Below are 25,248 nucleotides of genomic sequence, written 5' to 3'. Positions count from 1 at the left end.
CAAAGCACTGGTGTCACAGACACGGAATCTAATTGGCGCGCGGTGCGCTGCGTGCTGTCTGCCCCGGCCTGACCGCGCGCGCCGGGGGTTCTGCATCATCCGGCCTTTTTCGCATGGTGCGAGTGTGTCGAGAACAACCTGACCGGCCACCTACTATCCCTCGGGCCGCACGTAAGCTGAGGGGCATGTCTTCGGCCATCCCTTTGAACGTCGGAATCGCCCGCTCGGCCGGTTTCGGATCCGCCGATGCCGACGGTGGTAAGCGCGTGCTGCTAGCCGAACCGCGCGGCTACTGCGCGGGTGTGGACCGTGCGGTCGAGACGGTGGAGAAGGCGCTCGAGAAGCACGGCGCGCCGATCTACGTGCGCAAGGAGATCGTGCACAACCGCCACGTGGTGGAGACACTGCGTGAGCAGGGTGTGATCTTCGTCGATGAGACCGACCAGGTGCCCGAGGGGGCGCTGGTCGTGTTCTCCGCACACGGTGTCTCACCCGCGGTGCACGAGTCGGCGGCCGCCCGTAACCTGCGCACGATCGATGCGACCTGCCCGCTGGTGACCAAGGTGCATCAGGAAGCCAAGCGCTTCGCCCGCGACGACTACGACATTCTGCTGATCGGTCACGAAGGGCACGAGGAGGTCGAGGGCACCGCGGGGGAGGCCCCCGAGCACGTGCAGCTCGTCGACGGTCCGGATGCGGTCGATCAGGTCACCGTGCGCGACGAGTCCAAGGTGATTTGGCTCTCCCAGACAACGCTCAGCGTCGACGAGACCATGGAGACGGTGCAGCGGCTGCGGCAGCGTTTCCCTGGACTGCAGGATCCGCCGAGCGACGATATCTGCTACGCCACCCAGAACCGTCAGGTCGCGGTCAAGGCGATGGCGCCGGAATGCGATCTGGTGATCGTGGTCGGCTCGCGCAACTCGTCGAACTCGGTGCGCCTGGTCGAGGTCGCGCTCAACGCGGGCGCGAAGGCCGCCCACCTGGTGGACTATGCCCGAGAAGTCGACCCGGCATGGCTGACAGGTGTGCGCACGGTCGGCATCACCTCCGGTGCGTCCGTGCCCGAGATTCTGGTGCGCGGTGTGCTGGATATGTTGGCAGAGCACGGTTTCGGTGAAGTGCAGCCGGTGACCACGGCCAACGAGACGTTGGTGTTCGCACTGCCGAGGGAGTTGCGGACGTCGCGTCGCTGAGCTGCGCCGAGGATGGCGTCCGGCTAGAGATTTTCCGGACGACGGCGCTCGGTGCGGCTCGAATCACGTTCGCGGTAGCGGACATTGGGCTGCGGATGGGGCGGTGGGGCTTCGCCGCGCCGCCTGCCCGCTGCCGCCCGGTTCGCGTCGGCATCGGCCCGAGGGGCTGCCGCTGCCGGTCGTGCGGCTCGGGTGGGTTCGGCCTCGCTTCGGGCCGCTGCCGTGGCTGGGCGGGCGGCGCGGGTGCTCGATCGGCGCTCGCGGCGTTCGTCGCCCCGGGCGCTCTTTGCGGAGCTGCCGACGCGCGGCGGGGTGTCTGCCACTTCCGAATTCCTGCGCCGACTCGGGCGCGGTAGATGCAGATCGGTATCGAGGTCGGAGGTATCGACCTCGGCGCGGCGGGTGCGGCGGCGCGCGGCATCGACGAGCGCACCGGCGCCGGTGCGCTCGGACCTGGGGCGTTTGGTTGCAGCGCTGCGCCCCCAGCTGGTGCCGCGACGCGATTCGTCGGCACGTCCCGCGGCTTCTTCGCGCCTGTGTAGCAGGATCCGCCCGGCGGCGATAGCCAGCACCAGCACGGTCGCCAGCGCCATGATCGGGAAGCGATTCACCAGCGGGATCGCCAGATTCAGCAGAATGTCCTTGAGGCCGGTCGAGGCATGGCCGAGCAGCTGCTGATAAGCCAGCGGCACCGTGACGAACAGCAACAGCGGTGGTAGCACCATCGTCGTGAAGAGTCCGCGAAAGCGAACGGCGAGCACAGCCGCGACGCAGCCCAGGACGTACAACGTGTTGAACGTCCCGGTCAGCTCGTCATTCTCGCCGTGGGCATCGATCAGGAACCCCAAAAAAGTGCACGCCACCGCGATCAGAACCGCCGCCCCGGCCGGAATACCCGGCACCGAGGGCAGGATCGAACGATGCGGCGCGGGCACCCGGGTTCGCACACGTTGGGAAGCAGCCACACCATGACACTAACCGCCGCCGCGCTCGCCGGTGTTACGGCACGGCCGTCGCAGGGCTAATCGCCGGCGTCGGCGAAGCCGACCGCTCGCGGCAATGAATCGACCCGATGGATTGCGGGCACTTCCTGTTCGGCTATTTCAAGATCGTGCAGTTTGCGCGCGGTGACCATCACCCGCGACTCCACCGAGGCGACCGTGTAGTTGAAAGCGTCTACGGCCTTACCGAGTTGCGCGCCGAGGCGGTCCAGATGTCGTCCGGTCATGCCGAGCCGGTTGTAGAGTTCGCGACCCAATTGCTGAACAGTTGCCATATCGCGGGACAGTGCCTCCTGCCGCCAGCCGAAGGCGACCGTGCGCAGCAACGCGATCAAAGTTGTCGGAGTAGCGAGGATCACGTTGCGGCCGAATGCGTACTCGAGCAGGCCGGAATCGGTGGTCAGCGCGGCATCGAGGAACGGATCGCCGGGTACGAACAGCACCACGAACTCCGGCGCCGGATCGAAGGCCAGCCAATAGCCCTTATCGGCCAGCTGATCGATATGGGCACGCAGATGTTTGGCGTGGCGGCCGAGCAGTTCGGCGCGCTCGTCCGGGTCATCGGCCATGGTGGCATCGAGATAGGCGGTGAACGGCACCTTCGCGTCCACCACGATCTGCCTGCCGCCCGCGAGATTGACCACGAGGTCCGGACGCACCATGCCGGTGCGTTCGGTCGTGCCGTCGCTGCGCGCGGCCCGGCTCACCTGGGTGTCGAAATCGCAGTGCCGGGTCATACCCGCCAGCTCCACCACACGCTCCAGCTGGATCTCGCCCCAGCGCCCACGCACCTGCGGTGCGCGCAGTGCGGCCACCAGCTGACTGGTCTGGCTGGTGAGCTGATGTGATGTGCGCTGCATTCCCGCGACCTGTTCGCGCAGGCTCGAATAGGCATTGATGCGGTGATGTTCGACCTGCTGGATGTGCTGGTTCAGCGCACCGACGGCCTCCCGCAGCGGATCGACCATCGCGCCGATGGCATGCGAATGTCGGCGCGCCGCATCCTCATTCGCCGCGGTGAGCGATTGCCGCAGTAGCCGCTCGTTATCGGTGGCGGCGGCTAGTCTCGCCTCCGCGGCCGTCGCGCGCTGCCCGGCGCGCGCGGCATGCCCGAGCCAGCCTAGCCCTACCCCGGCGGCGAACACCAGCATCAGTGCGACGAGCATCGGCGCGGTCATAGCGCAAGATAGTGCCGCATGGCACCGACAAGTTCGAAACCCATGAGCAATTGGGCAGCAGCGCAAGGATGAATGAGTTGGGAGCAGTGGATTCGTACTGGGAACCTGATCGCCAAGCGGCCTGCAGCAAACGATGAGATCGGTCGAACATCCTGCATCACTGACCGCCACGGAACTGTGTTTTGCGAGCGAGGTGTTCGCGGCTGGTCTCGCGGGGGAGCCGTCGTGGCGGTTGCGTTCGCGGGCGCGGCGCTTGGCCTTCGGGGTCGCGTGCGTCAGGTGCTGAACGCCCCCGCCATCCCCAGCCCCAACGGAGCGAGATTACGAGCGGCCGTTCGCGGCCCGTCTCGCGTCCGAGCCGTCGAAGCGCATGCGCCGAAGGCGCGAGTCTCGACGGCTCGGACGCGAGACACCAGGGGGCCGCGAACCCGCCGCGCCCGCGCGGCCAAATTATTGAGTGTGTCGGTGCGATCGCCTACGGTTTCGCGACATGCGGATGCTGCACACCTCGGACTGGCACATCGGGCGCACATTCCATGGGGTCGATCTGCTCGCCGATCAGGCCGCCGCGCTCGCGGCCATTGCCGAATTGGTGACCGTGGAATCCGTTGACGTCGTCCTATTGCCTGGGGATGTGTACGACCGATCGATTCCGAGCGCTGACGCGATCGCGGTGTGTATCCAGGGATTCGAAGCCATCCGCGCGGCTGGTGCGCAGATCGTCGCGACCTCCGGCAATCACGATTCACCGACGCGGCTCGGTGCGGGTGCGAGTTTCGCGGCGGCGGGCGGGCTGCATCTGCGCACCACGGTCGCTGCCGCCGATCAGCCGGTGCTGTTGTCCGACGAGCACGGTGCGATCGCCTGTTACGGCATCCCGTATCTGGAGCCGGAGATCACCCGCGCCGAACTCGGTGTGCCACAAGCGCGTTCGCACGCGGAGATTCTGGACGCGGCGATGAGCCGGATCCGTGCCGATATCGCCGCGCGTCCCGGTGTCCGCACCGTGGTGCTCGCCCACGCCTTCGTAGTGGGCGGCGAGGCGACCGGATCCGAACGTTCGATTTCGGTCGGCGGTGTGGAGACCGTGCCGCTCTCGGCATTCGATGGCATCGACTATGTGGCGCTGGGGCATCTGCATTCGCCGCAGACGCTCTCGGCATCGGTGCGCTATTCCGGCTCGCCGCTGCCGTATTCGTTCGCCGAGACCTCGCACCGGAAGGCGGTATGGCTCGTCGATCTGGACGCTACCGGCCTGCATTCGGTGCGGCGCCGCGACCTCCCGCTCGTGCGCGGTTTAAGTCGTCTAACCGGCACTCTCGACGAATTACTCAGTGACGCAGCCTATTTCGACGCTGAGGCGCACTATGTCTCGGCGACGCTCACCGATTACGCTCGCCCTGTCGACGCCATGCGCAAACTGCGCGAACGCTTCCCGCATGCGGTGCACGTGGAATGGTCGCGCCCGGAAGGCAACCCGGAATTGCGCTACCGTGAGCGCGTGCACGGCCGCCGCGATACCGAAGTAGCGCAGAGCTTTCTCACCGATGTCCGCGGGGAACCCACACCGGGTGAAATGGCCTGGTTGGAACGGGCGCTCGCGGCCGCGGTCGCCGAACCGGAACGGGTGCTGGACACTCTGGCCGGGGAACTCTCCGCGTGATCCGCCCTCGGTCGACGTGTGCCCCGCTCAGTCCGGTCACCAGTGGATATTGCTACGGCGAATCCGTGGCGGGCATGCCGAAGGCCCTTCGTGGTCCCGGTTATCGCAACAGTTTTGCCTCGAGCGTAGATTCCGGCAGAGGGCTTGCGCGAGGCTGCGCACTGATTGGGACCGACGAGGCCGACCTTGGCGTAAGACGTTTACCGGTGCGGCCCGCTACGTCGATTGCACTCGCCGGCGGTGCTGAATGAGGCTGCACCGGCTGGAGATGACCGCGTTCGGCCCGTTCGCCGAGACAACGGTTGTCGACTTCGACGCGCTCGGGGCGGACGGGCTGTTCCTGCTGCACGGGCAGACCGGGGCCGGAAAGACGACGGTGCTGGATGCGATCGCCTTCGCGTTGTACGGCAGTGTGCCGGGCGCACGGGGCGAGAGTAAGCGGCTGCATTCCGATCATGCCGACGAGCAGACTCCGCCACGGGTGGTGCTGGAGGCGACGCTGGGTGGTCGACGCGTGCGGTTGACGCGCTCGCCGGAATTCCAGCGGCCGAGCAAACGGGCCAAAAGCGGTTGGGTCAAGGAGAATGCCGCCGCTACGCTGGAATGGCTGGACGGCCGCGGCGCGAACCTCGCTCGACTGACCGATATCGGCGACGAAATCATCCGGCTGCTCGGTATGAGCGCGGACCAGTTCTTCCAAGTCGTGCTGCTGCCCCAGGGTGATTTCGCGCGATTCCTGCGTGCGGAGAACGAGGAGCGCGAAAAGCTTCTCGAGAGACTTTTCGACACAGAGCGTTTCGGTAGTGCCGAGCAGTGGTTGGCCGACAAACGTCGCGCCTCGGCAGCTGAGGTGGAGTCGCGCAAGCAGGGCATCGATCGGTTGATCGCCCAGGTCGCGGTGGCAGCGGGGGAGACGGCGGCCGAAGCCGTCGGGCCACTCGAGGCGGTCGGCTGGTCGCAAGATCTGCTCGCGACCGCGCGCGAAGCACTCAACACGACCGCGGCGGATGCCCAACGGTGCCAACAGGAATCGGCGCGCATCAGCTCCTGTGCCGAGGAGCAACGGCGCCTGCACGAACTGCGCCGCCGCATGACCGCGGCCCGTGCTCGGCTCGACGAATACGCGGCCGCCGCCGGCCACCGCGCTGACCTGCAGGCCGAACTCGAATCGGCCCGCCGTGCCGCACCGGTCGCCGAGGCCATCGATGAGGCGCGCGCCGCGGTAATGCACGCCAGGCGCAAATCGGAGGAAACCCACCGCATCGCGACGCGATTGGTCGCACTGCTTGTCGAACCCGCTGGTGCGGATGTCGCGGGCAATGAGCTGATCACGGTTGAGCGCGGGCCGGACGGTACGTCGACCGTAGGTGCCGACGCGGACGTCGATGCGGCAATTAGACGGTGGAGCGCCCAAATCGGCGCGCTCGACGAGGTGAGCGCCGATGCGACCACCGCGACCAAGCTCACCTCCGAACTGGCCACGCTGCGCGAGGAGGACACCGCCCTTACCGGCCGCGTGGACAAACTGACCCGGATGCGTCAGCAACTGCCCGATTCGATTGCCGCAATCGAAGCCCGGCTACGCGAAACCACCGCGGCCGCGGCCGAATTGCCGACCTTGACCGCCGAATGTGAACGCCTGCAGACCGCGGCGATGGCGGCCGTCGAACTCGCCAATCGCAGAACAACTCTCGATCACGCACGGATCGAATGGGAGTCGGCCCGCGCCGCCCATCTCGACGCCAAGGAACGCGTGCTCGACCTGCGCGAGCGCAGGCTGGCCGGGATGGCCGCCGAACTCGCCGGTCAGCTGACCGAGGGGCAGCCGTGCACGGTCTGCGGTTCCGCCGACCATCCGGCACCGGCACGCGCCGCGACCAGCGCGGTATCCAAGGACGCCGAAGATGCGGCGGCCACCGCGGAGCGCGCGGCCGAGGACGCCCGTGACCGGGTGCTGGCCCGAATCACCGAGCTGGAACGCGAAATCGACGCGCTCATCGCCCGCGGCGGCGATGCCGACCGCGTCGAATTGGCCGCCGCCCTGCGCGCCGCAACCGACCGCTACGAAGACGCGTCCGAACTCGCCTCCCTCTCCGACAGCCTCACCGCCGAACTGTCCCGCCTGCGCGCCGATGAATCGCGCCTGCACGACGAACTCCGCGAATCCGATACCCGCCGCAGCACCGTCACCGCCCGCATCGCCGCCGCCGCCGCGCGCCTCACCGAACTCACCGAACGCCTGCGTACCGCCGCGGGTGCCGACGAAACAATCGAGCGCCGCCGCACCCGCCTGGACACCCTGATCGGCGACGCTACCGCCCTCCGCGACGCCCGCAACGAAGAGTTGGTGGCAGCAGAGCAGGTCACCGTGATCGCCGACCGCGTCGAAAGCCTCGCGCTGGCAGCAGGTTTCGTCATCGAGCAGGCCGAGAACTCTGTCGCGACCGGTCCGGCGGCTGGTCCGGATGCTTCGCGGGGTGCCGCCCCGGAGAGCGCGGCCAGCAGTGATGCGGTCATCGATAGTGTTGGCGCTGGTGCGCTCGCCGATTCGGCCGAGACGAGCGTCGACCATCCGGAAGCCGCAACGGGCGCAGCCGACGCGCAGCCGCGCGATGACTTGGCTTTGTTGAAGGCATACGCGCAGGTGGTCACCGCTGCCTCGCGAACCGCGCAGCGGCAGAGCGAGATCGAAGCGGAGCTAGTCGCCGCCGATCGGGCTCGTGCGCATGCCGAGGCGGTGCTGGCCGAGCCGGAGATCCAGGCCGCCGCCTCGACCGAGCCCGGTGATCTCGGGGAGCTGGAGTCCGCCGTGGCCGCCGCGCAGACCCAGCTGAATGCCGCGGTCGCCGCGCATGCGGAGGCCACTCGGCGGGTGAACCTGCTGGAGGATTTGGGTGGTCAGCTCTGGGCCGCCGTCGACCGGATCGCCCCGGTGCAGCGTGCCCATGAGGAACTTGCCGCGCTTGCCGAGGTCGTTGCTGGTCGAGGTGAGAACAATCGGCGAATGTCGTTGCGCTCCTATGTACTCGCCGCCCGGCTGGAAGAGGTGGCATTGGCTGGTTCGGTTCGCCTGCGCCGAATGTCGGGCGGTCGCTACGAATTCGTGCACTCCGACAAGGCTGGCCCACGCGGCCGTCGTGGCGGTCTCGGCCTGGATATCCGCGACGACTACACCGGCGCCGTCCGCCCCGCCAAAACCCTTTCCGGCGGCGAATCCTTCATGGCCGCCCTGTCATTGGCCCTCGGCCTAGCCGACACCGTGGCAGCCGAATCCGGCGGAATAGTGCTCGACACCATCTTCATCGACGAGGGATTCGGCGGGCTCGATGCCGATACCCTCGACGCGGTCATGGGGGTCCTCGACGAGCTCCGTGCGGGCGGTCGGGTGGTCGGCGTGGTCAGCCACGTCGACGAAATGCGCCAGCGCATTCCGAGCCGCCTGCACGTTATCCGCGGGCGAGCGGGCTCTCAACTCCGCACCACCGTCGCTTGAGCACACGTGCGGACGGTCGCGTACCGTAGCGGTAATGGCGGATTTCCGCTAGCACTCGGTGCGGGTTGCTGCCATTGTGGATTGGGTGACGATCACGGCTTTGGATTTCGAACGCTGCTATCGGGCGGTGTCGACCCGGGACTCCCGATTCGACGGCCAGTTCTTCACCGCGGTGCGAACTACCGGAATCTATTGCCGCCCCTCATGTCCGGCGATCACGCCGAAGCCATCGAATGTCACATTCCTGCCGACGGCCGCCGCCGCGCAGCAGGCCGGATACCGGGCCTGCCGCCGCTGCCTGCCTGATGCCGCGCCCGGGTCGCCGCTGTGGAATACCCGCGCCGATCTGGCCGCACGGGCGATGCGACTGATCGGCGACGGCGTCATCGAGCGCGGCGGCGTCCCCGCACTGGCCGCCACCCTCGGCTATTCGCAGCGCCAGCTGACCCGGGTGCTCAGCACCGAACTGGGGGCCGGTCCGTTGGCGCTGGCCAGGGCCCATCGCGCGCACACCGCGCGGCTGCTGATCCAGACCACGAATATGCCGATGTCCGATATCGCCTTCGCGGCCGGATTCGCCAGCATCCGCCAGTTCAACGACACCGTCCGCGAGGTATTCGCCGTCAGTCCGACCACGATGCGCACCGAGGCGCAGCGGGTGACCCGCTCCGGCAGCCACTTGGTGCCCGCCACCAATGGCTCGCTGACGCTGCGGCTGCCTTTCCGCGAGCCGTTGGACCGCGGTTGGCTCGAGTGGTTCCTCTCTTCGCACGTCGTGTCGGGTATGGAGCTATGGGAGGACCGCGCCTACACCCGGAGCCTGCGCACCCCGCACGGACATGCGACGACGCGGCTGAGTTTCCAGCCCGACCACGTGCGCGCCGAACTATCCCTGCACGATATGCGTGACCTCGCACCGACCGTCGCACGGTTGCGGCACCTGCTGGACCTGGACGCGGACCCGATCGGTATCGATGAGGCACTGGGCGTGGTGCCCGCTGATACCGACGTTATCGAGACCTCCGGGCGAGATCTCCCGGACGCCGGTGCGGCACCGGCCGAGCATCCCTTGAATGTCGGTGCGGCCGCTCGTCGTACTCGAGTCCATCCGCCGTTCACTCCCGGTATCCGGGTGCCCGGTTGCCTCGATGGCCCGGAGTTATTGCTGCGCACCATGATCGGTCAGCAGATTTCGGTATCGGCCGCCGCGACCCACACCGCTCGACTGGTCGAGGCGCTCGGTGAGCCGATCGACGGACCGGTCGCACGTCTGTTCCCGAGTCCGGCCGCGATCGCCGAACGCGGAGCCGAGGTATTAACCGGTCCGTCGCGACGGACTCGCTCGATTATCGGCGCGGCCTCGGCTCTTGCCTCCGGCGATCTGGTGCTGCACCAGGGCCGCACCGCCAGCGACCTCCGCCGTGACCTGCTGGCGCTGGAAGGTGTCGGACCGTGGACCGCCGACTATGTGACCATGCGACTGCTCGCCGATCCGGATGTTCTGCTCGACACCGATCTCGTTGTCCGCCAAGGCGCCACCCTCCTCGGCGTCGATCTCACCGATACCGCGCGGTGGGCGCCGTGGCGTTCGTATCTGTCCATGCACCTGTGGAAGGCCGCGCTCGCTGGTCGCAAAGCCGCACCACCGAAGGCGTCCCCGATGAAAGCGAAGACCCGAGCGTGACAACCGATTTCGCGACCACCGACACTCCGATCGGCCCATTCACGGCACTGGTCGACGCCGATGGTGCCGTACTCGCGGCCGGCTGGACCGCGGACGCCGAGAATTTGCGGCAGCTGGTCCACCCGCGGCTGCGGCCCAGCGAGCTACGCGGACGTGCTGACCTCGGCGAGGTCACCCGCGCGATCACCGCCTACCATCGCGGTGAACTGGCCGCGATCGACGCGATCGAGGTGCGTCAGCACTCCGGCGAATTCCTCATGCACGCATGGGAAGTGCTGCGCAAGATTCCGGCGGGCGATCCGGTCACCTACACCGAATACGCCGCCATCTCCGGCCGCCCCGACGCGACTCGCGCCGCCGCCAATGCCTGCGCCCGCAATGCCGCGGCGCTTTTCGTGCCGTGTCACCGGGTCCTGCGTATCGGGGGAGCGCTCGGCGGGTTCCGCTGGGGACTGTCGGTGAAGCGTTGGCTGTTGGATCACGAGCGCGGCGCAGCCCAGTTGACCATCGAATAGTCCTGCGCTGGAACGCTCACTACGCAGCGCCGCCGAACCCTTCGACATCGCATGACCTGTCGCATATCCAGTGGCCCCACGCCGCCGCGTACGCCGCCCGCGGGCGACGACCGCGCGGCAGATGGGCCAGCACGGCATCGATGGTCGCCACGGTTACCCGGGCGCGAATGCGCTCCCGTTCAACAGCAGCGATTCTGCGGATTGGTATCCGCGTCCGCATGGCGTCGCCGCCAGTACTCGCGCTCCGACGGAATCTCACAACCGGGGTGACTGCGCTGCAGATGGTCCACATAGCGCTGGTAATCCTGCCCGCCCAGCACCGCATCGAACCATGAAACGAACGCGCGAAGCCTTGCGGCCAGCCGCAGACGCCTAATGACGGCCGGTCGAGGTGACCGGCCGTCATCGGGCTGAGCTGCTGCGGTCAATGTGCGGGTGTTTCCGCCGTGGCGCCCTTGGCATGTGCGGCGCCCGGGGCCCGGACCTGTCCCGATTCGATCAGGGCATCCCATTCCTTCTGCACCGCCTTCTCTTCGGCGGTGGCGATGAAGCCGCGCGGTGCGAAGATCTTTGACGGTTCGTCCGGCGTTTCGCTGCTCGGTCCGCCGCCCGCCCGCCAGGCACGGAAGCAGACCACCACACCGACCACCGCGACGACCAGCACCAACACCGCGAAGATGATCGACAACGTGCCCTGGATGAACGTATTGCGCACGACCTTGTCCATATCGTCGGCAGTCTTGGCCGGGGCCAACAACTTTCCGGCATTGCGGGCGGCACTGTAGTTATCGTGCTGCTTCCAGTAGCCGATCTTCGGATCGGCGGAGAAGATCTTCTGCCAAGAGGCCGTCATCGTCACGATCAGATCCCAGATCAGCGGCAGCGCGGGAATCCACGCCCACTTCACCAGGCCCTTCTTGATCAGAATGGTCAGCACGACGGTGAGTGCGATCGCGGCCAGCAGCTGGTTGGAGATGCCGAACAGCGGGTAGAGCGTGTAGATGCCGCCGAGCGGATCGGTGACACCCATCAGCAGCACCGAACCCCAGGCCGCCACCACGATGGCCGAGCACACCCATGCGCCCGGCCGCCACGACGGATCTTTGAACTTCTTCGCCGGGCCACCAAGGTTGCCGAGCGAGTCCGAGAGCATGAAGCGCGCGACGCGGGTACCGGCGTCGATGGTGGTGAGGATGAACAGCGCCTCGAACATGATCGCGAAGTGGTACCAGAACGCCTTCATCCCAGAGCCGCCGAGGAATCCGGACATCACCTGGGACATGCCGACCGCCAGCGTCGGCGCGCCACCGGTGCGCGAGATGATGCTGGTCTCTCCGACATCCTTGGCGGTCTGGGTCAGCTCGCCCGCGGTGACCGGATCACCGCTCAGGCCAAGGGTATTGGTGTAGGCGGCGGCCTTCTCGGCGGTACCGCCGGTGAGACCGGCGCCCGCGTTCATGGCGAAGTACAGGTGCTGGTCGATGATGCTCGCGGTGATCATCGCCATGATCGCGACGAACGACTCCATCAGCATGCCGCCGTAGCCGATCATGCGCGCATGCGACTGCTTCTCCAGCAGTTTGGGCGTGGTGCCGGAGGAGACCAGGGCGTGGAATCCGGACAGCGCGCCACAGGCGATGGTGATGAACAGGAACGGGAACAGGCTGCCCGCGAAGGACGGACCGTTGCTGTTGTGCGCGAACTGCGAGACCGCAGGAGCTTTCAGCACCGGCATGGTGAACACGATGCCGAGCGCGAGCAGACCGATGGTGCCGATCTTCATGAACGTCGACAGGTAATCGCGCGGTGCGAGCAGCAGCCACACCGGCAGTACCGAGGCGATGAAACCGTAGACGATCAGCAGCCAGGCGATGGTCGTGCCGGACAGCGTGAACAGGTCACGACCCCAACCGGATTCGGAAACCCAACGGCCGGAGATGATCACGAACAGCAGCAGTGCGAAGCCGACGATCGATACCTCGCCGACCCGACCCGGTCGCACGAAGCGCAGGTACAGGCCCATGAACAGGGCGATCGGAATGGTCATGCCGATGGAGAACACACCCCACGGGCTGCCGCCGTGCAGCGCGCCGTCCGGACCCTTGACCGCGGCCAGCGCCTGCACGACCACGATGCCGAGCACAGCGAGCAGGATCATCATGATCACCAGCACGGCGACGATCGCGGCGACACCGCCGATTGGGCCGAGTTCGTCGCGGGCCATCTGCCCGAGGCTGCGTCCACGGCGCTTCGACGATGCCCACAGCACCAGGTAGTCCTGCACCGCGCCGGCGAGGACAACGCCGACGATGATCCAGATGGTGCCTGGCAGATAACCCATCTGCGCGGCCAGCACCGGTCCGACCAGTGGACCGGCACCCGCGATGGCGGCGAAGTGATGCCCGAAGAGCACCCGCCGATCCATCGGCATGTAGTCCTTGCCGTTCTCCAATTCCTCCGCAGGCGTGGCCACATCGTCGCGCGGCTTGGCGATCCGGTATTCGATCAGCCTGGCGTAGAACTGGTAGGCGGTGACATAGGTACAGACCGCCGCGATCACGATCCACACCGCGTTGACGTTCTCACCGCGTGAGATGGCGAGGATCGCCCAGGCTATCGCCCCGATGACCGCGATCGCCCCGAAAATCGCCTTCTTACGTGGCGTGATGGGGGCGTGATCGACCACCCCGACGGGCGGCAGATCGGGATCCGTCCGCAAATATTCGATTGTCGCCATCCGCTTACTCTCCTGAAAAACGCGCAGGATCCTGCTCAAACATCTGACAACGTATCCGATTGGTGAGGTCGATCGGGCTCGTTTCCGATCGGCTTTGGACAACGTTAAGTTTTGTTCGTGTGTCGGCCATCACCTCGGTGTTGCCGAACGTATGCTGCCATGCGATTCCGCCAAGCTCCACACCCGCCTGGAGGAGGGCCTCGTTGCGCAGGCGCACGCTGCTCGGTTCGGTGCTGGCCGCGCCGCTGCTCGGCACCACCGGCTGCGCATCCGATGACGACGCGCTGACGTTTTTCTTCCAGGCCAGGCCGGAGGAGGCCCGGGTCCGGCTGAAGATCATCGACGAATTCCAGCGGCGGCATCCCGACATCCAGATTCGCACGATCATGTCCGGACCGGATCCGTTGCAGCAGATGCTCACCTACTGCGCCGGCGGCAAATGTCCCGACGTCATGATGGCGTGGGAGTTGCTATATGCCGGACTCGCCGAGCGCGGGGTGCTGCTGGATCTGCGCACGCTGCTCGATCGGGAGCCCGAATACGCTGCCGCACTGCGTGCCGACAGTTATCCGGCGCTCTATGACACCTTCACCTATGGCGGCGGGCAATATGCGTTGCCGGAACAGTGGTCCGGGGTATTTCTGTACTACAACCGGAAGCTTTTCGCCGAGGCCGGAGTCACCGCGCCGACTCGGTGGCGCGATGCCTGGTCCTTCGCCGAATTCCTCGATGCGGCAGGGGCACTCACGCGGCGCGAGTCAAACCGGCAGTGGGGGTTCGCCGATGCCTGGGTGCCGTACTTCTCGGCCGCCTGCTTCGGTATGAACAATGGGGCGCAGTGGTTTTCGCCATCGGTGGATCCGATCAGGACCGATCTCGGTGATCCACGGTTCGTCGAGGGGTTCCAGTTCTATGCCGATCTCGCGATTCGCCACCGGGTTGCACCGAAAGTCGCGGACCAGCAGTCGGTTTCGGCTCCCGATCTGTTCCGTCGCGGACGGGCGGCGATGGCGATGGGTGGGCATTGGCTGTATTCGGAGTTCGCCGGACAGGATGATTTGCCGATTGATGTGACAGTGCTGCCGGTCGGTCCGCATGGTGGGGCGGGGGCGATCACCGATGTGGGGAGTACCGGGCTGTCGATCGCAGCCGATAGTCCACGCATCGAGCAGGCTTGGGAGTTCGTCAAATTCGCGACCGGTCCGGTGGGGCAGGCCATTATCGCGTCCTCCGGACTTTTCGTACCGGTGCTGAAATCCGCGATGGGCTCTGCGGGATTCGCGGATGCGCATCGCGAGATACGCAACCTTCAGGTATTCACGGAGGGGCCGGAGAATTCACGAGCATTGCCGGTTACCCCGGTGTGGGGCAAGATTTCCGCGCTGCTCGAACGGGGTGGCAACCGCGTGCTGCGCGGAGCTGCCACTGCCGCGTCCGAGAGTGCGTCTCTGACTGCTGACATCAATACCCTGCTGGAATCCTCATGAAACCGACTCGTAGTCGGGTGCACACACAAGCGCGGCTGGCGCGGCGGCGTGAGCGGGCGGGCTGGATGTTCGTGGCACCGAATCTGCTTGCGGTGCTGGTGTTTCTGCTATTCCCACTCGGCGTTTCTCTGTATCTGAGTCTGTACTCATGGGACCTGTTCAGCGCACCACGGTTCGTGGGGGTGGCCAACTATCGGCGGTTGTTCGCATCGGATCCGTTGTTCCTCATCGCATTACGCAATACCACCGTGTTCACCATGTTGACGCTGGTGCCGACGGTCGTGATCGGGCTGGCCGTTGCCGCCGTGCTCAATCGAAAACTGGCCGGTATCGGCATCTTTCGAACCATCGCGTTCCTGCCACTGGTTGCCTCGACCGTGGCCATGGCCGTGGTGTGGCGCTTCATTTTCACCACCGACGACGGTCTGCTCAACATCATGCTCGGCTGGGTCGGCATCGATCCGGTGCCGTGGTTGACCGACCCGGATTGGGCGCTGGTCTCGCTGAGCATCGTGACCGTATGGAAGAGCGTGCCGTTCGCGACGGTTATTCTGCTGGCCGCTATGCAGGGCGTGCCCGAGACGCTGTATGAGGCCGCGCGCATTGATGGCGCAGGGGCGATGCGGCGGTTCTGGTCGGTGACGCTGCCGTTGATTCGTGGGCCGCTGTCTTTTGTTTTCGTCATCACCATCATCAACTCGGTGCAGGCCTTCGACCAGGCCTATGCCTTGACCGGCGCTAATGGCGGGCCGGAGACCGGGACCTACCTCCTCGGAATCATGTTGTTCCAGAATGCCTTCGGGTTTTACGAGGTCGGCTACGCGGCGGCGCTGGCCTGGGTGATCTTCGCGATCCTGCTGGTGCTGACGCTCCTGCAGCTGTGGTTCGCGCGCCGGTCGGAGGTCGAGTTGTGAATGCGTACGAGATGGTTCGGTCGCTTCCGGTGCGGATCGGTGTGCGGGCGCGCGGTGCCAGCCGGGTGGAGCGGGCCATTCTGTGCCGGACGGTGCGCGGCGTCCTGATCTACCTGGCGCTTGTTGGTGTCGGCTGGTGTGCGCTGTTTCCGATCCTCTGGGCATTGTCGGGTTCATTGAAGCGCGATGGCGAGATCACCGAACCGACACTGGTTCCCGCGCATCCACAGTGGTCCAACTATGGGAAGGTTTTCGACCTGCTGCCGCTCGGGCGGATGTTGCTCAACACCGCGTGGTACGCGCTATGTGTCACGGCGGGGCAGGTATTCTTCTGCGCGCTGGCCGGATACGCGTTCGCGCGCTTGCGCTTTCGTGGACGCGACGTACTTTTCCTCGCCTACCTCGGCACGCTGATGGTGCCTTTGACGGTTACGGTGATCCCACAATTCTTGATCATGCGCGCCTTCGGTTGGGTGGACACGCCGTGGGCGATGATTGTTCCCGGCCTGTTCGGCAGCGCGTTCGGCACCTATCTGATGCGCCAGTTCTTCCGAACGTTGCCCGCCGAGCTCGAGGAAGCGGCGATCGTCGACGGGTGCACTACCTGGCAGGTGTTCTGGCGAGTCTTGTTGCCGCACACCCGTCCTGGGCTCATGGTGCTCGGAGTGCTGACCTGGATCACCGTGTGGAACGACTTCCTGTGGCCGTTGATCATGATCCAACGCAACGACATCGCCACCGCCACCTTGGGTTTGGTGCGGCTGCAAGGTCAGTACCACACGCAATGGCCGATTCTCATGGCTGCGGCCACGGTCATTCTGCTGCCGCTGGTCGTGGTCTACGCAATCGCGCAGCGGGCCTTCGTGCGTGGCATCGCGGCATCGGGCCTGGGTGGGCGTTGACGGCCGCCCTGATGGCGGCCGTCGCTACTACTCGCCCCAATAGGTACCGAAGCTCCAGAGGTTGCCCTCCGGATCACGGACGGTGAAGCCGCGCGAACCGTAGTCCTCATCGCGCAAGCCGCGCACCACCTCCGCGCCCGCCGCGACCGCACGGTCGTGCAGCGCATCGGGTTCCTCGCAGACGAGGTAGATCGAGTCGGTGCCCGGTCCCCTGTCGCAGAACGGGTTATCGCCCTTGCCGATGGAACTGAACATGATTCCACCGCCGAGCGGCCAACGCAGCTGACCGTGCTCGATGAACGACGGATCGTCTTCCCTGGCGTAGAGCGCTGTTTCTTCGAAGCCGAATGCGCTGGTCAGGAAGGCGACCGCCGCGCGAGCATCGGTGAAATTGAGACACGGCCATACGGCGGTGCGGGTAGTCGTCTGGGGTGAATCCGTTGGTGTTGTCATGGATCCAGCCTCACTCGCCGGACCCCTCCGGGTCTTGGACGGATGGAATCTCTTCGGCCAACCATGCGGTGGGGCTGCAACCAGCCAATTCCGCGAAGTCGCGGTTGAGGTGGGCCTGGTCGTAATATCCGCAGGTCGCGGCCACCTGCGCGAATGTCACATAGGACGGTGTATGCCCGATCATCCGCCTGGCGCGTTCGAAGCGGGCGATCCGAGCGGCGAGTTTGGGACCGAGCCCGAACTCCGCACCGAAGCGTCGGGCCAGATGCTGGCGGCTCCAACCGATCTCTTCGGCGAGCGGGCCGATCTGCGCCGCACCATCGGATTCGACCACAGTGCGCCAGGCCCAAGTCAATTCGGGCATCACCAGCCGATCGTGGCAGGCCAGCGCGGTCAAAACCCGATCACAGGCGGCGAATCGCTGCGGCCAGGACGACAGCTCCTGCAACTGCTCCCACAGCTGCCGGCCGACCGGCCCCGCCACCTCGGCACATTCCACCGAAGTGTTCCACAGCGCACTCGCGGGCATCCCGAACAGTGCCCGGCTCCCGAGCGGCGTCAACTCGATCCCGATGCCCTCCTGATAGCCATTGTGCGAAATAACCGCCGAACTGGCCTGCAATCCGCTCAGCACACATCGGTAATCCTGCGGCGACTGCCGCGAATCCGTCTGCGCCACAACGTCGATACTCGGCCCGATCGACACGATGAACGTCATATGCCGTGACGGCAGCCCCCGGTGCAACCCGGGCGCGAACCCGCTCAGTCGATATCCGACGTACCCATCGATATACGCCGCGAGCGCAGGTGCCGGACGTGCCGTCACCACTTCGGTGGTCGGCTGCATACCCGCCAACGCTACGCCGGCGGTCGGCTAGCGCGCGGTGAGTCAGCCGGCAACGTTGATATTGCGGTGGATCGACCGCGGATCCGCCGCCAGGTCGAGAAGGCAGGTGGCCAGGTCCGCGCGGCTGATCCGGATGCCGAATGTCACGTTGCGGTCGACCGCGGTTTTGTAGGAACCCTTCGCTGGATGGTCAGTGAGCTGCGGTGCTCGCACGATCGTCCAATCCAGTTCGGTATCGCGCGTCGCCTGTTCGGCCGCGGCCATATCGTCGAGGCTGTGCCGCAGCAGCGGACGCAGAATGAGCGGCTTCACCACGAAGCGGGTGAACCAATCGTCGCCCGGTCCAGCGGTTCTCGCGCTATTGCTGATCAGGATCAGCCGCCGTGCACCCACCGATGCCATGGCCTTGGTGATGGCGAGTGTCGCATCGGTGGCGACCGTCGTCGGGCCTTTGTCCCGTGAGCCGATGGTGTCGAGCACCGCGTCGGCGCCCCGGACGGCCATAGCGATGTCATCGGGATTCATGATGTCGGCCGTGATCACGCGCAGTTGTGGATGATCTGTCATGGCGTGCTTGCCGCGGACGACCGCGGTCACCTCGTGGCCGGCCGTGAGTGCCTGGCGCACGAGATGTCCGCCGGTGCGGCCGGTCGCTCCGAAGATCGTGAGTCGCATGGTTAGTCCTTCAGGTTGGTGAGTATTTACTAACCTAGAATGGGTGAGTACTTACTAACCTGTCAACCGGGAGGCCGCATGGGCACGCGCGACCAGATCCTCGACGCCGCGGCGGAGATCATGCGCAACCGCGGCGTGGTGGAGGCCACCACCAAGGAGATCGCGAAGGCGGCGGGCTACTCCGAAGCCGCGCTCTACAAGCACTTCAGCGATAAAGAGGACCTGATTCTGAACGTCCTCCAACACCGTATGCCCGGCCCCGCCGCGACCCGACCCGAACCGGGATCCGCCACGGTCGAAGCCAATCTCGCCGCACTCGCCCGCGCGGCCCTGGCCTTCTATCAGCAGTCCCTACCCTTGCTCGGCGGACTACTCGCACAACCCAAACGCATGGCGGCGCATCGCGATTCGATGCGTCGGCACGGCGCGGGCCCCGGCCACGCCATCGCCGGGATCGCCGCTTACCTGCGTGCCGAACAGCAACTCGGCCGAGTCGACCCCGAAGTCGACGTCGACACCGCAGCCGCACTCCTCGACGGCACCTGCTTCCACCAGGCCTTTCTGCGCTTCTACGAGGAGGGTCCGGATGCCACCCCCGCCCCGGACGAACTTGCCGAGGACCTGGCGCAGACGCTCGTACGTGGCCTCGGATCGTAGCGCCGCTTACCCTGCGGGCGCGGCGGTGAGATTGCGCACTCGGCGCGGTAAGTAGATGAGGGTTGTCGCAGCGCCGGGCTACCTTTACCTCTCCTAAGGATTTTTGGAGGTGTGATGCGGCGGGTGCAATACCAGCGCAGCGGTGGTCCAGAGGTACTCGAGGTGGTGTCGGTCGAGGTGCCGACGCCGGGCCCCGGGGAACTGCTGGTCCGGGTCGAGGCGGTTGGTGTCACGCTGCCGGTCGTTCGTAAGGTGCGTGAGCCGCGTGAGCCGATCGCGCTGGGCGGCGAGGTCGCGGGCGAGGTGGTCGCCGTTGGTGAGGGTGTGACCACGTGTATGCCCGGCTACCGTGTGACCGGTCTGGTCTTCGGTCACGGTTATGCCGACTACGCGCTGCTCTCTGCCGCAATGGCCTCGCCGATTCCCGACGGCGCCTCGGCCGTCGACGCGGTCGCGCTGGTCCGCAGCGGTTTGGTCGCACTCGGTGCGCTCGATGCCGCGCATGCCAAGCCGGACGAGTCGGCCCTGATCACGGCCGCCGCCAGCGGTGTCGGGCATCTCGCCCTGCAACTCGCGCGGGTGCGCGGGGCCGCACGAGTGGTGGCGGCGGTCTCCGACCTCGCCAAGACCGACTTCCTGCGCGGCCTCGGCGCCGACGAAGTCGTCGCGTACGACCAGGAATCATGGGGCGAACCCGTCGATTACGTCCTCGACGCTGTCGGGGGCGACCTTCTCACCCCGGCCATCGCGGCGGTGGCCCCAGGCGGCCGACTCGTCGCCTACAGCTCCGGCGGGGGCACCATCCAGGCCTACGACCTGCTAGTCGGCGCGAAATCGGTCATCGGCTTCCAAATGGGCCGCATCGCGCGTAACTCCCCGGACCTCTACGAACACTGGCGCCAAGAACTTTGGCAATACTTCGCCTCCGGCCTCCTGCACCCCGCCGTCCACGCGGAATTCCCCTTGGCAGACGCCGCCGAGGCCCACGCCGTCATCGAGAACCGCTCGAACCTCGGCAAGGTCATCCTGGTTCCCTGACGAAGTTACCGTGCGTCCGGGTGCGTCACGGGCGAGAGCGTCACCAGATCCTCGAGTCCTACGAAGTCCGCCGGGTTGACGGTGTACAGCGCCAGTCCATGCGCGGACGCTATCGCGGCGATCATCAGATCGATCCGGCGCGGCTTCGGATTCCGCCCCGCTGCGAGCACCGCCGCGACGACATGGCCATAACGGCGCGCTACGCGGGTATCGAACGGCAGCGGCTCGAACAATGCCTCTGCGTCGGCTCGCTCGGCCGCTGCCGAAGCTCTACTTCTTGCCGCGTAGACTCTCTCTCTCGTGAGTCTCACCCTCGGAATCGTCGGCCTGCCCAACGTCGGAAAGTCGACGCTATTCAATGCGCTGACCAAGAACGACGTGCTGGCCGCGAACTATCCGTTCGCGACCATCGAGCCGAACGTCGGGGTGGTTCCGCTGCCCGACCCACGACTGGACAAACTGGCCGAGATCTTCGGCTCCCAGCGCATCCTGCCCGCCACGGTGTCGTTCGTCGATATCGCGGGCATTGTCAAGGGCGCCTCCGAGGGCGCCGGACTCGGCAACAAATTCCTCGCCAATATCCGCGAAGCCGATGCCATCTGCCAGGTGGTGCGAGTCTTCGCCGACAATGATGTGGTGCACGTCGACGGGCGCGTCGACCCGCTCGCCGATATCGAGGTCATCGAAACCGAACTGATCATCGCCGATATGCAGACGCTGGAGAAGGCGATCCCGCGGCTGGAGAAGGAAGCCAAGGTCAAAAAGGACCGCAAGCCGCTGCTCGACGCGGCCAAGGCGGCCCAGGAAGTTCTCGATAGCGGCAAAACGCTGTACTCCGCACGCGCCCAACTCGATGGTGAACTGCTGAAAGAACTTTCGCTGCTCACCACCAAGCCGTTCCTCTATGTCTTCAACGCCGACGAGTCGGTGCTCACCGACGAGGCCAAGGTCACCGAACTGAAAGCCGCTGTCGCACCGGCAGATTCGGTCTTCCTCGACGCCAAGGTCGAAGCCGAACTCCTGGAACTCGACGACGAATCCGCCCTGGAACTACTCGAATCCATCGGCCAGTCCGAACCCGGCTTGCACGCTTTGGCCCGCACCGGCTTCCACACCCTTGGCCTGCAGACCTACCTCACCGCCGGTCCGAAAGAGGCCCGCGCCTGGACAATCCACCAAGGCGACACCGCCCCCAAGGCCGCCGGCGTAATCCACACCGACTTCGAGCGCGGCTTCATCAAGGCCGAAGTAGTCGCCTACGACGACCTCATCACCGCCGGCTCCATGGCCGCCGCCAAGGCCGCAGGCAAGGTCCGCATGGAAGGCAAGGACTACGTCATGGCCGACGGCGATGTAGTCGAATTCCGTTTCAACGTTTAGCGTTTCAGCTTCCCTATTACCTTTTCAATGCCTCGACCTGGCGGCGGAGCAGGCAGCGTTCCGCCGGCTCAGGATGCCTTCCAACCGGCGGTTACAGGGCGAGCATGGCGGCAGCGACCTGGTCGGCCGCGGCGTGGCGCAGAGCGGTACCCATGTCGTCGAGGACGAGCAGTCGCGCCCTTGGGATTTCGGCGGCGAGGGCCTCGCCGTCGCCGAGCGGAAAGAACGGGTCGGCGCGACCGTGCACCACGAGTGTGGGCACGTCGAGCTCACCGAGCCGGCCCCGCCAGCGCGGGGCGCAGTCGATCCGTGAGAACACCATTCCGAGCTGGTTCGCCTGGTGCACCGCGGGATCGCTCGACGGTGTCCGATCCCAGATTCGGGCTGCCGTCGCCCGCGCGTCCTCCGGATCGTTGCCCATCGGCTCGGCGCCCTCGGCGGCGAATGCCGCGACAGCGTCCCGGTCGGTCCAGTCCGGCAGCGGGCGGGAGAACAACGCGCCCATGACCGCGGGGTTGTGGTCGGGCAGGTCCTCGTCGACCGGGCCTGGAGCCACCGGCCGAGTGCCGACGAGGGTCAGTGCCGAGAACGCGTCCGGGTGGTCCAGCGCGGCGACCTGAGCGACCATCCCCCCGACGCCGACTCCACCGAGATGGGCGGTCCCGGCGCCGAGTACCTCGACGAGCGCGGCCGCGTCGGCGGCGAGATCCCGCAGGTTGTAGGCCGGGGTCTCCGGGTCGAGGGTCGTCGACGCGCCGGAGTCACGTAGGTCGTATCGGACCACGCGCCGCCCGCCCGACGCGAGCCGCTCGCACAGTGCGTCGGGCCAGAACAACATCGTTGTGCCGCCGGCCAGCAGGACCAGCGGATCGTCCTCGCGGCCGAAGCTCTCGATGCCCAGATCCACACCGTTCGCCCGCACCGAGGTCATGCCCAATCGAAACGGTCTCGTCATGCCTGGACCCCTGTCTGTCGGTATACCCAGAGGTATCGACGGCAGATTCACCCGAAAGTCATCGGTGCGGCCGGGATTATGTCCACACTCCCGCAGTCGGCCCTTGAACTCGGCGGAAGAGGATGTATTGGGGCGCAGTCGGTCTCGCTGTCGGCCGCACCCGGGCTGGCCCGTTCGATCAGCGCGGTATGCGGCATGAGGGTTTGTCGACCGCCGAAAGAATCGGTCCGGGACGATACCGGCCTTATCCGCTGCCGATGCCTAGAACTCGCAGTACATGACGTGCGGGCCCACTCTCCCCAGCGTGGGGTGGCGAAACGCACTCACAAATCGGCACAAGGCGGCCGAGGAACCACAGTGCCGCAGCGGTGTCGGCTAGAGACGCATAGCGGTGCGGACGAGGTCGGCGACGGCTTTGGATCTGCTGTGTGGTGGCCAGGCGATGACCGTCGTGACCGCCGGTGCGTCCGGCACCGGCACGATCGCGTGATCGTCGCGTAGCTGGGTTCGGACCGACTCGGGCATGACTGCGCAGGTTCGTCCGAGCGCGATGAGTTGGGCCAGTTGGGTGTGGTCGCGAACCTGCGGGCCAGGGCCGTCGGGATAGCTCCCGTCGCGTCGGGGCCAGCGCGGCAGGGGCAGATCCGTCAGGGCGGAGACCTCGGCTAACGACATGTGGGGCCGGTAGGCGAGGGGGTGGCCCGCGGGCAGGACCAGGACCTGCTGTTCGGTGTGCAGATCCTCGGTGTCGAATCCGGCGGTCGTGTCGAAGGGCCGGTGGAGCAGGGCGACGTCGGCGCGGCCGTCGCGCAGCAGTCCCTCCTGCTCGCCGGGCCCGCACAGCAGCACCTCGACGGTGACAGCGCCCGGTTCGGCAGCGTAGGCGTCGAGCAGCTTCGATAGCAGTTCGCTGGACGCTCCGGCCTTCGTGGCCAGCACCACACCGGGCCGATCGGCGGCGCGGCGGGTGCGGCGCTCCGCGGCTTCGACCGCGTCGAGCGCGGCGCGGGCCTCCCGCAAAAGCACCGACCCGGCCTCGGTCAGGGCGATTGAGCGAGTGGTGCGGTGCAGCAGAACCACGCCAAGCCGCCGCTCGAGCTGTTGGATCGCCCGTGACAGCGGTGGTTGCGCCATGGCGAGTCGCTGTGCCGCTCGCCCGAAATGCAACTCCTCGGCGACGGCGACGAAGTATCGCAACTCCCGAGTCTCCACCATGTCATCGTATCCGGCGCTCACCGCCACAAATACCCGTGCGGTATGAGCGCCCACCCAGCTGGTGTTGGACGCACCACCCGAGACCGAACCAGGATCGACGGTATGAGTGAACAGACGATCGCGCTGGTGACCGGTGCGAACAAGGGAATCGGATACGAGATCGCGGTGGGTCTAGGCGCCCTCGGCTGGCGAATCGGTGTGGGCGCGCGGGATCAACAACGCCGCGACACGGCGGTGGAGAAATTACGCGCGGCTGGGACCGATGCATTCGGCGTTCCGCTCGACGTGACCGACGACGCGAGCGTGGCCGCCGCGGCCGATCTGATCGCCGACCGCGCCGGAGGGCTCGACGTCCTGGTCAACAACGCCGCGATCACCGGCGGCATGCCACAGGAACCCACCTTGGTCGATCCCGCGACCATGCGAGCTGTCGTGGAAACCAACGTGATCGGGGTCATTCGTGTCACCAACGCGATGCTGCCCATGTTGCGCGGTTCGGCAGCACCGAGGATCGTGAACATGTCCAGCAGCGTCGGCTCTCTCACGCTGCAGACCACCCCCGGCACCGACACGGGCCCGATTTCCGCGGCATACGCGGCATCGAAGACCTTCCTGAACGCAGTCACCGTCCAATACGTCAAGGAACTGGGCGACACCAACATCCTGATCAACGCCGGCTGCCCCGGTTACACCGCCACCGACCTCAACGGCTTCCGCGGCGTCCGAACCCCCCAACAGGGCGCGGCGATCGCGATTCACCTCGCCACCTTGCCCGACGACGGACCGACCGGCGGATTCTTTTCCGACGCTGGAACAGTGCCCTGGTGACAGACTCACAGCGTTTCAGCTTTCCTATTGCCCTTCCAACGCCTCGACCTGGCGGCGGAGCAGGCAGAATTCGTTCCCTTCCGGGTCGGCCAGCACTTGCCACGATGCGGTGGTGTTCTGGCCGATGTCGACCTTGCGCGCACCGGCGGCGAGCAGTCGTTCCAGTTCGGCGTCCTGATCGCGGTCGGTGGGGTTCACGTCGAGGTGCAGCGGCAATTTCCCGCGCTTCGGCTCGGTGCTGGGAATGAACACCAAGGTGGGCTGTGGTCCGCCGAAGCCGGTTCCGGGTGGACCGATCTCCAAAGCGTCGCCCTCCCAGCCGAGTTCGACGTAGCCGAGGACTTCGCACCAGAAGTTCGCCAGCCGTTGCGGGTCGGCGCAGTCGAGGACGAGTTCGGTGATCCGGCAAGCCATGCACGCGACACTACGC

At 66.3% G+C, this 25,248-nt stretch carries 23 protein-coding genes; 12 read left to right on the top strand and 11 right to left on the bottom strand.

Going from position 1 to position 25,248, the window contains the following annotated elements:
* Positions 1–185: 185 nt before the first annotated feature.
* Complete coding sequence (locus tag ACQP2U_RS35755; RefSeq protein WP_433711564.1) at positions 186–1,196, top strand: 4-hydroxy-3-methylbut-2-enyl diphosphate reductase; 1,011 nt, start codon at positions 186–188, stop codon at positions 1,194–1,196.
* 23 nt (positions 1,197–1,219) lie between these two features.
* Here ACQP2U_RS35755 and ACQP2U_RS35750 read toward each other — a convergent pair whose 3' ends face one another.
* Together ACQP2U_RS35750 and ACQP2U_RS35745 are read right to left on the bottom strand one after the other, a co-directional pair.
* Positions 1,220–2,161 (bottom strand): DUF6542 domain-containing protein, encoded by a 942-nt coding sequence (locus ACQP2U_RS35750; RefSeq protein WP_433711563.1) that lies wholly within the window; start codon positions 2,159–2,161, stop codon positions 1,220–1,222.
* A 56-nt stretch (positions 2,162–2,217) separates the two neighbouring features.
* Positions 2,218–3,375 (bottom strand): DNA recombination protein RmuC, encoded by a 1,158-nt coding sequence (locus tag ACQP2U_RS35745; protein WP_433711562.1) that lies wholly within the window; start codon positions 3,373–3,375, stop codon positions 2,218–2,220.
* 490 nt (positions 3,376–3,865) lie between these two features.
* Here ACQP2U_RS35745 and ACQP2U_RS35740 point away from each other — a divergent pair, with 490 nt between their 5' ends.
* From ACQP2U_RS35740 to ACQP2U_RS35725, 4 genes are all read left to right on the top strand, one after another.
* Positions 3,866–5,038, top strand: coding sequence for an exonuclease SbcCD subunit D (locus ACQP2U_RS35740; RefSeq protein WP_433711561.1), 1,173 nt, complete (start codon positions 3,866–3,868; stop codon positions 5,036–5,038).
* 247 nt (positions 5,039–5,285) lie between these two features.
* A complete protein-coding gene (locus ACQP2U_RS35735) occupies positions 5,286–8,531 on the top strand; it encodes an AAA family ATPase (RefSeq protein ID WP_433711559.1) in 3,246 nt (1,081 codons plus the stop codon).
* A 76-nt stretch (positions 8,532–8,607) separates the two neighbouring features.
* Positions 8,608–10,215, top strand: a complete 1,608-nt coding sequence (locus ACQP2U_RS35730; RefSeq protein ID WP_433716694.1) for a DNA-3-methyladenine glycosylase 2 family protein — start codon at positions 8,608–8,610, stop codon at positions 10,213–10,215.
* Positions 10,212–10,730 (top strand): methylated-DNA--[protein]-cysteine S-methyltransferase, encoded by a 519-nt coding sequence (locus ACQP2U_RS35725; protein WP_433711558.1) that lies wholly within the window; start codon positions 10,212–10,214, stop codon positions 10,728–10,730. Before ACQP2U_RS35730 ends, ACQP2U_RS35725 begins: the two co-directional genes overlap by 4 nt.
* Before the next feature lie 179 nt (positions 10,731–10,909).
* Here the strand turns inward: ACQP2U_RS35725 and ACQP2U_RS35720 are convergent, their stop codons facing one another.
* Positions 10,910–11,242: a YbdD/YjiX family protein gene (locus tag ACQP2U_RS35720; RefSeq protein ID WP_433711557.1), complete on the bottom strand. Its 333-nt coding sequence runs from the start codon at positions 11,240–11,242 to the stop codon at positions 10,910–10,912.
* The gene (locus tag ACQP2U_RS35715) at positions 11,155–13,467 is read right to left on the bottom strand and encodes a carbon starvation CstA family protein (protein WP_433711556.1); all 2,313 of its coding nucleotides are present in this window, start codon (positions 13,465–13,467) and stop codon (positions 11,155–11,157) included. Before ACQP2U_RS35715 ends, ACQP2U_RS35720 begins: the two co-directional genes overlap by 88 nt.
* A 203-nt stretch (positions 13,468–13,670) precedes the next feature.
* Between ACQP2U_RS35715 and ACQP2U_RS35710 the strand changes: the two genes are divergently transcribed.
* The 3 genes from ACQP2U_RS35710 to ACQP2U_RS35700 are packed head-to-tail and all read left to right on the top strand — an operon-like array spanning position 13,671 to position 16,770.
* Positions 13,671–14,954 (top strand): ABC transporter substrate-binding protein, encoded by a 1,284-nt coding sequence (locus tag ACQP2U_RS35710; RefSeq protein WP_433711555.1) that lies wholly within the window; start codon positions 13,671–13,673, stop codon positions 14,952–14,954.
* A gap of 35 nt (positions 14,955–14,989) precedes the next feature.
* A complete protein-coding gene (locus ACQP2U_RS35705; RefSeq protein ID WP_433716693.1) occupies positions 14,990–15,868 on the top strand; it encodes a carbohydrate ABC transporter permease in 879 nt (292 codons plus the stop codon).
* Entirely contained in the window at positions 15,865–16,770 is a 906-nt protein-coding gene (locus tag ACQP2U_RS35700; RefSeq protein WP_433711554.1) for a carbohydrate ABC transporter permease, read from the top strand. The genes ACQP2U_RS35705 and ACQP2U_RS35700 overlap by 4 nt, the downstream gene beginning before the upstream one ends.
* 27 nt (positions 16,771–16,797) lie before the next feature.
* Here ACQP2U_RS35700 and ACQP2U_RS35695 read toward each other — a convergent pair whose 3' ends face one another.
* Genes ACQP2U_RS35695 through ACQP2U_RS35685 form a run of 3 tightly spaced genes read right to left on the bottom strand, consistent with a single transcriptional unit; the run spans position 16,798 to position 18,745 of the window.
* Entirely contained in the window at positions 16,798–17,223 is a 426-nt protein-coding gene (locus tag ACQP2U_RS35695) for a VOC family protein (RefSeq protein WP_433711553.1), read from the bottom strand.
* Positions 17,224–17,233: 10 nt separating this feature from the next.
* The gene (locus ACQP2U_RS35690) at positions 17,234–18,070 is read right to left on the bottom strand and encodes a helix-turn-helix domain-containing protein (RefSeq protein WP_433711552.1); all 837 of its coding nucleotides are present in this window, start codon (positions 18,068–18,070) and stop codon (positions 17,234–17,236) included.
* Between the two features lie 42 nt (positions 18,071–18,112).
* Entirely contained in the window at positions 18,113–18,745 is a 633-nt protein-coding gene (locus ACQP2U_RS35685) for an NAD(P)-dependent oxidoreductase (RefSeq protein ID WP_433711551.1), read from the bottom strand.
* A 78-nt stretch (positions 18,746–18,823) separates the two neighbouring features.
* Here ACQP2U_RS35685 and ACQP2U_RS35680 point away from each other — a divergent pair, with 78 nt between their 5' ends.
* Positions 18,824–19,402 carry a TetR/AcrR family transcriptional regulator gene (locus ACQP2U_RS35680; protein WP_433711550.1) on the top strand — a complete coding sequence of 193 codons (579 nt, stop codon included), beginning with the start codon at positions 18,824–18,826 and terminating at the stop codon, positions 19,400–19,402.
* 114 nt (positions 19,403–19,516) lie between these two features.
* Complete coding sequence (locus ACQP2U_RS35675) at positions 19,517–20,440, top strand: quinone oxidoreductase family protein (RefSeq protein WP_433711548.1); 924 nt, start codon at positions 19,517–19,519, stop codon at positions 20,438–20,440.
* Positions 20,441–20,445: 5 nt separating this feature from the next.
* Here the strand turns inward: ACQP2U_RS35675 and ACQP2U_RS35670 are convergent, their stop codons facing one another.
* A complete protein-coding gene (locus ACQP2U_RS35670) occupies positions 20,446–20,673 on the bottom strand; it encodes a hypothetical protein (protein ID WP_433711547.1) in 228 nt (75 codons plus the stop codon).
* Positions 20,674–20,740: 67 nt separating this feature from the next.
* On the opposite strand from ACQP2U_RS35670, the gene ychF reads away from it, so the two are divergent.
* The gene (gene ychF / locus ACQP2U_RS35665) at positions 20,741–21,820 is read left to right on the top strand and encodes a redox-regulated ATPase YchF (RefSeq protein WP_433711545.1); all 1,080 of its coding nucleotides are present in this window, start codon (positions 20,741–20,743) and stop codon (positions 21,818–21,820) included.
* A gap of 91 nt (positions 21,821–21,911) precedes the next feature.
* Here the strand turns inward: ychF and ACQP2U_RS35660 are convergent, their stop codons facing one another.
* Together ACQP2U_RS35660 and ACQP2U_RS35655 are read right to left on the bottom strand one after the other, a co-directional pair.
* Positions 21,912–22,751, bottom strand: coding sequence for an alpha/beta fold hydrolase (locus tag ACQP2U_RS35660; protein ID WP_433716692.1), 840 nt, complete (start codon positions 22,749–22,751; stop codon positions 21,912–21,914).
* A gap of 399 nt (positions 22,752–23,150) precedes the next feature.
* Positions 23,151–23,990, bottom strand: a complete 840-nt coding sequence (locus tag ACQP2U_RS35655; protein ID WP_433711543.1) for a LysR family transcriptional regulator — start codon at positions 23,988–23,990, stop codon at positions 23,151–23,153.
* Between the two features lie 102 nt (positions 23,991–24,092).
* On the opposite strand from ACQP2U_RS35655, the gene ACQP2U_RS35650 reads away from it, so the two are divergent.
* Complete coding sequence (locus ACQP2U_RS35650) at positions 24,093–24,818, top strand: SDR family NAD(P)-dependent oxidoreductase (protein WP_433711541.1); 726 nt, start codon at positions 24,093–24,095, stop codon at positions 24,816–24,818.
* 24 nt (positions 24,819–24,842) lie between these two features.
* On the opposite strand, the gene ACQP2U_RS35645 is transcribed toward ACQP2U_RS35650, so the two are convergent.
* Positions 24,843–25,232, bottom strand: a complete 390-nt coding sequence (locus ACQP2U_RS35645) for a VOC family protein (protein WP_433711540.1) — start codon at positions 25,230–25,232, stop codon at positions 24,843–24,845.
* Positions 25,233–25,248 lie beyond the last annotated feature (16 nt).

This window comes from Nocardia sp. CA-084685, assembly GCF_050955785.1.
In the GTDB taxonomy this organism is placed as follows: Bacteria; Actinomycetota; Actinomycetes; order Mycobacteriales; family Mycobacteriaceae; genus Nocardia.
Note: the sequence above shows the minus strand (reverse complement) of the source record. Positions and strands in the feature narration are given on the sequence as shown.

What these genes read in the sequence shown, in the direction of transcription:
- ACQP2U_RS35755 (WP_433711564.1), top strand. Translation starts at nt 186, where the DNA reads ATGTCTTCGGCCATCCCTTTGAACGTCGGAATCGCCCGCTCGGCCGGT.
- ACQP2U_RS35745 (WP_433711562.1), bottom strand. Translation starts at nt 3,375, where the DNA reads ATGACCGCGCCGATGCTCGTCGCACTGATGCTGGTGTTCGCCGCCGGG.
- ACQP2U_RS35740 (WP_433711561.1), top strand. Translation starts at nt 3,866, where the DNA reads ATGCGGATGCTGCACACCTCGGACTGGCACATCGGGCGCACATTCCAT.
- ACQP2U_RS35735 (WP_433711559.1), top strand. Translation starts at nt 5,286, where the DNA reads ATGAGGCTGCACCGGCTGGAGATGACCGCGTTCGGCCCGTTCGCCGAG.
- ACQP2U_RS35720 (WP_433711557.1), bottom strand. Translation starts at nt 11,242, where the DNA reads ATGGGATGCCCTGATCGAATCGGGACAGGTCCGGGCCCCGGGCGCCGC.
- ACQP2U_RS35715 (WP_433711556.1), bottom strand. Translation starts at nt 13,467, where the DNA reads ATGGCGACAATCGAATATTTGCGGACGGATCCCGATCTGCCGCCCGTC.
- ACQP2U_RS35695 (WP_433711553.1), bottom strand. Translation starts at nt 17,223, where the DNA reads ATGACAACACCAACGGATTCACCCCAGACGACTACCCGCACCGCCGTA.
- ACQP2U_RS35690 (WP_433711552.1), bottom strand. Translation starts at nt 18,070, where the DNA reads ATGCAGCCGACCACCGAAGTGGTGACGGCACGTCCGGCACCTGCGCTC.
- ACQP2U_RS35685 (WP_433711551.1), bottom strand. Translation starts at nt 18,745, where the DNA reads ATGCGACTCACGATCTTCGGAGCGACCGGCCGCACCGGCGGACATCTC.
- ACQP2U_RS35680 (WP_433711550.1), top strand. Translation starts at nt 18,824, where the DNA reads ATGGGCACGCGCGACCAGATCCTCGACGCCGCGGCGGAGATCATGCGC.
- ACQP2U_RS35675 (WP_433711548.1), top strand. Translation starts at nt 19,517, where the DNA reads ATGCGGCGGGTGCAATACCAGCGCAGCGGTGGTCCAGAGGTACTCGAG.
- ACQP2U_RS35660 (WP_433716692.1), bottom strand. Translation starts at nt 22,751, where the DNA reads ATGACCTCGGTGCGGGCGAACGGTGTGGATCTGGGCATCGAGAGCTTC.
- ACQP2U_RS35655 (WP_433711543.1), bottom strand. Translation starts at nt 23,990, where the DNA reads ATGGTGGAGACTCGGGAGTTGCGATACTTCGTCGCCGTCGCCGAGGAG.
- ACQP2U_RS35650 (WP_433711541.1), top strand. Translation starts at nt 24,093, where the DNA reads ATGAGTGAACAGACGATCGCGCTGGTGACCGGTGCGAACAAGGGAATC.
- ACQP2U_RS35645 (WP_433711540.1), bottom strand. Translation starts at nt 25,232, where the DNA reads ATGGCTTGCCGGATCACCGAACTCGTCCTCGACTGCGCCGACCCGCAA.